Origin of the sequence: Gordonia sp. 'Campus' (genome assembly GCF_022206305.1) — a bacterium.
GTDB lineage: Bacteria > Actinomycetota > Actinomycetes > Mycobacteriales > Mycobacteriaceae > Gordonia.
Window position 1 is genome coordinate 1 of the sequence record NZ_JAKOIW010000046.1, and the last position, 1,009, is coordinate 1,009.

Sequence of the window (1,009 nt, forward strand, 5' to 3'; positions counted from 1 at the left end):
CGACGAACTGCTCGACCACTCCCGCAGGCGTCGGCGCTGAGCCGACGCCTGCGGGGCCACATCGTCGCCTAACGGACGCGCAGCGATGCTCCCGAACTCTGATCGAACACAGCGATCTTCGAGGCGTCGTAGAACAGTTCTGCGGTGGTCCCGCGGGTCACCTTCGAGTCCGGCGACAACCGGGCGATCAGCTGACTGCCGAAGTCGGTACCCGAGTCCGCCGACAACTCGGCCAGGGCCTCGCTCGACGCCCGGCTCGATCCGACACCGAAGTACGCGTAGATGTCCGACCCCATCGACTCCAGGACATCGATGTTCGCCGTGAACGTCGCGCCGTGTTCGCGGGTCGTCGAGTCGACGAGCGACGCGTCTTCGAGGTGCTCGGGGCGGATGCCGATGAGGACGTCACCGCTGCTGCCGACGTCACCGGCGCGCGAGACCACCGCGCGGTGATCGTCGAGGACGACGGTACCGATCGGCGTCTCGATGCCGTCCGAACCGAGACGCCCCGGCAGGAAGTTCATCGCCGGTGAACCGATGAAGCCGGCCACGAAGACGTTCGTCGGGTTGTTGTAGAGCTCCTGCGGCGTGCCGATCTGCTGCACGTAACCGCTGCGCAGCACCACCACGCGATCGCCGAGTGTCATGGCCTCGGTCTGATCATGGGTGACGTAGACCGTGGTGGTGCCGAGCCGCTGTCGAACCTCGATGCCAAGCTCCGTGTGCAGATGCGTACCGAGATCTCGCAGCTGCAGCAGCGGCTCGTCCATCAGGAACGCCTTGGGCGAGCGCACGATCGCGCGGCCCATCGCCACCCGCTGCCGCTGGCCGCCGGACAGGTTGGCGGGCTTGCGGTCCATGTACTGCCCCAGGTCGAGGATGCGAGCGGCCTCGTCGACCTTCGCCGCGATCTCATCCTTCGACATCTTGGCGAGGGTCAGCGGGAAGGCGATGTTCTCGCGGACCGACATGTGTGGGTAGAGCGCGTAACTCTGGAACACCATGGCGA

The 1,009-nt window shown here is 66.3% G+C and carries 1 protein-coding gene; it reads right to left on the minus strand.

The genetic code is table 11. From position 1 onward, the window contains the following. Nucleotides 1-68: 68 nt before the first annotated feature. A partial coding sequence (locus MAY35_RS23300) for an ABC transporter ATP-binding protein (protein WP_281063175.1) occupies nt 69-1,009 on the minus strand: 941 nt, incomplete at its 5' end.